Origin of the sequence: Phenylobacterium sp., assembly GCF_035475775.1 — a bacterium.
In the GTDB taxonomy this organism is placed as follows: Bacteria; Pseudomonadota; Alphaproteobacteria; order Caulobacterales; family Caulobacteraceae; genus Phenylobacterium.
Map to the genome: position 1 here is coordinate 1 of NZ_DATIMC010000001.1, position 6354 is coordinate 6354.

The 6354-nt window shown below is 69.9% G+C and carries 7 protein-coding genes and 2 pseudogenes; all 9 read right to left on the reverse strand.

What is annotated here, in order from left to right; translation table 11 throughout:
- Positions 1–143, reverse strand: a pseudogene (rplB, locus tag VLI41_RS00005) (50S ribosomal protein L2); the annotation flags it as partial.
- Positions 144–147: 4 nt separating this feature from the next.
- Complete coding sequence (locus VLI41_RS00010) at positions 148–450, reverse strand: 50S ribosomal protein L23 (protein WP_297697282.1); 303 nt, start codon at positions 448–450, stop codon at positions 148–150.
- Positions 450–1088, reverse strand: coding sequence for a 50S ribosomal protein L4 (rplD, locus tag VLI41_RS00015; RefSeq protein ID WP_325265996.1), 639 nt, complete (start codon positions 1086–1088; stop codon positions 450–452). Before rplD ends, VLI41_RS00010 begins: the two co-directional genes overlap by 1 nt.
- A gap of 128 nt (positions 1089–1216) precedes the next feature.
- Positions 1217–1939 (reverse strand): annotated as a pseudogene (gene rplC, locus VLI41_RS00020) (50S ribosomal protein L3); the annotation flags it as partial.
- A gap of 13 nt (positions 1940–1952) precedes the next feature.
- Positions 1953–2261: a 30S ribosomal protein S10 gene (rpsJ, locus tag VLI41_RS00025; protein WP_012521787.1), complete on the reverse strand. Its 309-nt coding sequence runs from the start codon at positions 2259–2261 to the stop codon at positions 1953–1955.
- A gap of 258 nt (positions 2262–2519) precedes the next feature.
- Positions 2520–3368, reverse strand: a complete 849-nt coding sequence (locus VLI41_RS00030; protein WP_325265997.1) for a hypothetical protein — start codon at positions 3366–3368, stop codon at positions 2520–2522.
- A gap of 4 nt (positions 3369–3372) precedes the next feature.
- On the reverse strand, positions 3373–4209 hold the full coding sequence (locus VLI41_RS00035) for a GIN domain-containing protein (protein ID WP_325265998.1): 837 nt from the start codon (positions 4207–4209) through the stop codon (positions 3373–3375).
- A gap of 22 nt (positions 4210–4231) precedes the next feature.
- Positions 4232–5074, reverse strand: a complete 843-nt coding sequence (locus VLI41_RS00040; RefSeq protein WP_325265999.1) for a hypothetical protein — start codon at positions 5072–5074, stop codon at positions 4232–4234.
- A 155-nt stretch (positions 5075–5229) separates the two neighbouring features.
- On the reverse strand, positions 5230–6354 hold a 1125-nt coding region (gene tuf, locus VLI41_RS00045; protein ID WP_325266000.1), incomplete at its 5' end, for an elongation factor Tu.

The following is a 6354-nucleotide window of genomic DNA, read 5'->3' on the forward strand; positions in this document are numbered from 1 at the left end:
CGCCCGCCGCCGCCCCGCCCGCCGGACTTGGTCAGCCCTTCGACGAGGGACTTCTCCGGCCGTCCCTTGTGCAGCTCGGACTTGTCGACCAGCACCAGCCCCCGGCGGGACGGCGAGGTCGGATTGAATTGCTTCAAGGCCATCTGGTCAGAGCCCCGTGGTGATGTCGATCGACTGGCCCTCGGCCAGAGTCACGACAGCTTTCTTGACATCGGACCGACGGCCCTGGATGCCGCGGAACCGCTTGGTCTTGCCCTTGACGTTCAGGGTGTTGACCTTGGTCACATTGACCTTGAACAGCGCCTCGACGGCGGCGGCGATCTCGTCCTTGGTCGCGTCGGCGGCGACCTGGAACACGACCTTGTTCTGCTCGGACAGCAAGGTGGCCTTCTCGGTGATCACCGGGGCGACGATGGCGTCGTAGTGGCGGACGGTGGGCTGCTCGGCCATCACGCGGCCTCCTCAGGCGAAAAGCGCACGCGGATCGCCTCGACCGCGTCCCTCGTCAGCACCAGGGTTTGACGGCGCAGCACGTCATAGACGTTGAGCCCGGCGTTCGGCAGCACGTCCACGTTGGGGATGTTGCGCGCCGCGAGCTTCAGGTTGGGGTCCACCTCGGCTCCGGCGATCAGCAGGGCGTCGATGACCCCGATCTTCGCGAAGCTGGCCCGGAGCGCGGCGGTCTTGGCCGCCTCCACGCTCGCCCCATCGAGCACGATCAGGGCGCCGGCCTTGGCCTTGGAGGAGAGCGCGTGCCTCAGGGCCAGCGCGCGGACCTTCTTCGGCAGGTCGAAGGCATGGCTGCGCACCACCGGGCCGTGGGCCTTGGCGCCCCCGACGAACTGGGCCGCCCGGCGCGAGCCGTGGCGGGCGCCGCCGGTGCCCTTCTGGCGGTACATCTTCTTGCCGGTGCGCGAGACCTCGTTGCGCACCTGGATCTTGTGGGTGCCGGCGCGGCGTTTGGCGAGTTGCCAGGTGACGCAGCGTTGCAGGATATCGGCGCGGATCTCCTCGATGCCGAAGATCTCGTCGGGCAGCTCGATCGAGCCGCCCTTGCCGCCGTCCAGCTTGATGACGTCGAGCTTCATTGGGCTTCATCCCCGGCTGCGGGCACGTCCGGTGCGGCGGCGGCTTGCGGAGCGGTGGTCTCTTCGACCTGGGTCTCGGGGGCGGCGGTCGCCTCGGCGGGCGCTTCCTGGCCGACCGTCTCGGGAGTCTCGTCGACGGCTTCGGCGGAAGCCTCTTCGGCGGGCGTCGGCTCGCCGGACTTGCGGAAGGCGCCGGGCTTCGGCGCGTCGGCCGGAAGCTGCGCCTTCACGGCGTCGCGGATCTTCACGAACGAGCCTTCCGTGCCCGGGACGGCGCCCCTGACCAGGATCAGGCCGCGCTCCGCATCGACGCGCCAGACGGTGAGATTGAGCGTGGTGACGGTTTCCTGGCCGAGATGGCCGGCCATCTTCTTGCCCGGGAAGGTCCGGCCCGGGTCTTGCCGGTTGCCCGTGGAGCCATGGGCGCGGTGGGAGACGGAGACGCCGTGGGTGGCGCGCATGCCGCCGAAGTTCCATCGCTTCATGGCCCCGGCGAAACCCTTGCCGACGGTCGTGCCGGTCACGTCGATCTTCTGGCCCGGCACGAAGTGGTCGGCGGTGATCTCCGCGCCCACGTCGATGAGGTTGTCCTCGGAGACCCGGAACTCGGCCACGGTGCGCTTCGGCTCCACCTGGGCCTTGGCGAAATGGCCGCGCAGCGCCTTGGAGGTGTTCTTGGGCTTCTTGGCGCCCGCCCCGAGTTGGAGGGCCACATAGCCGTCCCGCTCCGCGGTGCGCTGGCCTACGACCTGGCAGCCCTCGAGGCTGAGCACGGTCACCGGCACATGGCTGCCCGCTTCGTCGAAGAAGCGCGTCATGCCCAGCTTCTTGGCGATCACGCCGGTTCGCATCGGCCGCATCCCCTCAGAGCTTGATCTCGACGTCCACGCCAGCCGACAGGTCGAGCTTCATCAGCGCGTCCACGGTCTGGGGGGTGGGGTCGACGATGTCGAGCACGCGCTTGTGCGTGCGGATCTCGAACTGCTCGCGCGACTTCTTGTCGATGTGCGGCGAGCGGTTGACGGTGAATTTCTCGATGCGCGTCGGCAGCGGGATGGGTCCCCGCACGGTCGCGCCGGTCCGCTTGGCCGTATTGACGATCTCGCGGGTGGAATGGTCCAGCACGCGGTGATCGAAGGCCTTGAGCCGGATGCGGATGTTCTGACGATCCATATCGCTCTTTTCGTTTCCCTACAGACGGCGGGCCGCCCGCGTGATCTCGACCATGTCAAAGACCAACCCGAACCCTCGAGAGGGTGCGCACGCGAAAGTCCGCACAAACGACTTAGGCCCGCGCGACACCCGCGAGGGCCCATTCCCGAAACGCTACGATAGGCACTGTCTCAGGTCGTTCCGCGAACCGCGTCTAACCCCGAGGGGTTACGGCCGGTCCAACAGGAGGCGGGTAGATACCCATCGCACTCCGCCGCGTCAAGGCCGCGCCGCCGGATTTGGCAATCGATAGGCGACGACCTCGCCGGGCTTCATGTGCGGGACGAGCAGCTCGTCGCCGAGCCGCGCGATGTCGTTGATGTAGATTCCGGCCTTGCGGCTGTCGATGAGCGTGGCGACCTTGCCGTCGGGCCCGATGCGATAGAGCCGGCCGGGCCATTCGCTCGCGTAGTAGGCGCCGTCGCCCGCCGGCGCCAGGCCGTCGCCCTGACCCAATCCGTCCGCCAGCACCTTGGGCGCGCGCGCGGCGTAGTCGAAGGCGAGCAGCTTGCCCTCCATGGTGATCACCAGCAGCCGGCCCGGCTCGGCCAGAAGGCCGTTGGCGCCCTTCAGCAGCGGTCCCTCGGCCCAGACGCCCATCTTGCCGTCCTTGAGGACGTAGATCCGCGCCGTCTCGGAATCGCTCACCACCGGGGCGCCGTCCGGCAGCACCGCGACGTCGTTCAGGAACCTGGCGCCGGGGGCCTCGTAGCGGGCGACGATCCTGCCCGTCTCGCGGTCGATCTCCACGAGCCGGGTGATGTCGGACACGTAGAGCCGGTCGCCGGCGACGATCGCCCCTTTCGGCGCATCGAGACCTGAGATCCAGGTGCGGTCGATCATCCGGCCGTCCGACGAGAGCCGGCTGATGAAGCCGTTGCCGTCGCGGGCGTCGGCCTCGCCGTTCACATTGGCGACGTAGAGCGTCTTGCCGTCCGGGCTTGGCGCCGCGCTCTCCGGATCGGCGAGGCCGCCCACGCGCCAGATCAGCGTCCACCCCGCCGGCGCCGCCGGATTCGGCGAACAGGCGCCCACGGCCATCAGCGCGAAGAGAACCGCCGCACGCATGGCTTCACCGCCCGACGCTCACGCCGCCCGAGCCCATGACCATCTTGGAGACCGGGCCCCTCACCTGCCTCACGCGGACATCGCCGGACCCCATGATCTTGGCGCTCAGCCGGTCAGCGACTCCGCCGAAGTCGACGTCGCCAGACCCGGCGATCGAGACGCTCACCACGGGTGCATGTCCGCCGCGGACCCGCACGTCCCCGGCGCCTGCGACGCGCGCATCGAGCGCTCCGCCGATGGCGGCGACGGTCACGTCTCCCGAGCCCGCGATGTCGACCTGCAAGGGGCCGCGCACCTCGGCGGTCCAGACGTCGCCCGAGCCCGCCACCCGGATATGCGCCTCGCCGGCCGAGCCCGCGCGCACGTCGCCGGATCCGGCCTCGTTGAGCCTTAGCCGGCCTTCGACGTTGGCCACGGTCCAGTCGCCGCAGCCGGCGTTGGCCAGGTCCAGGTTGGCCGAGCGGCCCACGGAGCCGAACACCGCCCCGCCCGCCTCGACGTTGGCGTCGCGCGGCGTGTGGATGACGACTTGAGGCATCTCACGCCAGCCCACTTGCCCCACCCCGCCCACGTCCACACGCGGATTGCCGGCCGGGCCGCGGCAGTTGTGGATCCTGCGGCGCAGGCCGCCATCCACCACCGTGCGGCCGCCGAAGGTGCGGACTTCGAGCGGCAGGCGTGGATTGCTCGACAGGATCTCGACCCGCACGTCGCTGCGGGCTTCCGGCACGACGGTGACGCGCGCCACCGCATCCTTGATCTGCACCGTCGCCGCCGCCTGCGCGACTCCGGCCAGGGCGGACAGCCCGCTGGACATCGCCAGGACCAGGGCAAGACGCATTGTTCGGACTCCCTTGCGCGGCTCAGGACCGCTGATCGTCGATCGAGACATGGCCAATCCCGGAGACCGACTTCGTCACCGGGCCGGTGACCTGCCGCACATGCACTGTGCCGACGCCCGAGATGTCGGCCTCCAGCCCGCCCGCCGAGCCCCCGAAGTCGACGCCGCCCATGCCGGAGACCAGCGCCCGCACATTGCTCGCGCGCCCCTCGGCGACCCGCACCCGGCCGAGGCCGGAGACGTGGGCGTCCATGGGACCGTCGACGAGGTCCTCGACCTTCAGCCCGCCCTTGCCCGAGAGGCTGGCGGTGACCCCCTGGCGCACCCGCACCGCGTGGATGTCGGCGGCCCCCGAGAGCCTCACATCGAGGCGGCCCATGGCGCCCATCCGGACCAGTCCCGCGCCGGATTCGTCCACCGAGACGTCGCCCTGCACGTCGGCGATCGTCCAGGTGCTGCAGCCGGAATCGCGCAGCTGCACGCTGCCCGCGCGCCCGATCGCGCCGAACACCACCCCATTGCTGGAGACCATCACCGCGCGAGGCGTGTGGATGACCACCTGCGGAACCGCATCGCCCTCCACCTCGCCCACGCCCCAGACGGCGGCGCGGGGTCGATCGCCGCGGCTGCAGCTGCGGATGCGGTGGCTCAGGCCGCCGTCGACCACCACCTCGGAGCCCCGGGTTCGGACCTCGAAGGGCAGCTTCGGATTGCGGGAGAGGAACTCGACCCTGACGTCGCTGCGGTCCTCCGGGATCACCGTCACGCGCGCCACCGCGTCGCGGATCTCCACCGAAGCCGCCTTGGCGCCGCCGGCCGCGGCGAGCGCGAGCGCGGAAGCGGCGACGGCGAGGATGCTGCGCATCGATCCAGTCCCCTTGTTCAGCCCCCGGGGACGCTAACCTCGGCGATGCGTCGTGGCAGCTTAAATCGCGGTCATGTCATTTCCGACGGCCGCCCCCGCAAAAAGGCCGCCGGGATGGCCGGCGGCCTTGGGACCGGGTGCGCGGCCTGGGCGGTCTATTCGAGGATCTTGGAGACCACGCCGGAGCCCACCGTGCGGCCGCCCTCGCGGATCGCGAAGCGCAGCCCCTGGTCCATGGCGATCGGGGTGATCAGCTCGACGCTCAGCTCGGCGTTGTCGCCCGGCATGATCATCTCCACCCCCTCCTTCAGCCGGATCACCCCGGTCACGTCGGTGGTGCGGAAGTAGAACTGCGGCCGGTAGTTGGTGAAGAACGGCGTGTGCCGCCCGCCCTCCTCCTTGGTCAGGATGTAGGCCTCGGCCAGGAACTTGGTGTGCGGGGTGATCGAGCCCGGCTTGCACAGCACCTGCCCGCGCTCCACGTCCTCGCGCTTGGTGCCGCGCAGCAGGACGCCGACGTTGTCGCCCGCCTCGCCCTGGTCCAAGAGCTTGCGGAACATCTCCACCCCCGTGCAGATGGTCTTCTGCACCGGGCGGATGCCGACGATCTCCACCTCGTCGCCCACCTTGACGATGCCGCGCTCGATGCGCCCGGTCACCACCGTGCCGCGCCCCGAGATCGAGAACACGTCCTCCACCGGCATCAGGAACGGCAGGTCCTTCGGCCGCTCCGGCTGCGGGATGTAGTCGTCGACCGCGCTCATCAGCGCCAGCACCGACTGCTCGCCGATCTCCGCATCGCGGCCCTCCACCGCCGCCAGCGCCGAGCCCTTGACGATCGGGATGTCGTCGCCCGGGAACTCGTAGGACGACAGCAGCTCGCGCACCTCCATCTCCACCAGCTCCAGCAGCTCCTCGTCGTCGACCATGTCGACCTTGTTCATGTAGACCACCAGCGCCGGCACCCCCACCTGGCGGGCCAAGAGGATGTGCTCGCGGGTCTGCGGCATCGGCCCGTCCGCCGCCGAGACCACCAGGATCGCGCCGTCCATCTGCGCCGCCCCGGTGATCATGTTCTTCACGTAGTCGGCGTGGCCCGGGCAGTCCACGTGCGCATAGTGCCGCTTGGCCGTCTCGTACTCCACGTGCGCCGTGTTGATGGTGATCCCGCGCGCCTTCTCCTCCGGCGCCGCGTCGATCTCCTCGTACTTCTTCGCCGTCGCCCCGCCCGTCTTCGCCAGCGTCATGGTGATCGCCGCCGTCAGCGTCGTCTTCCCATG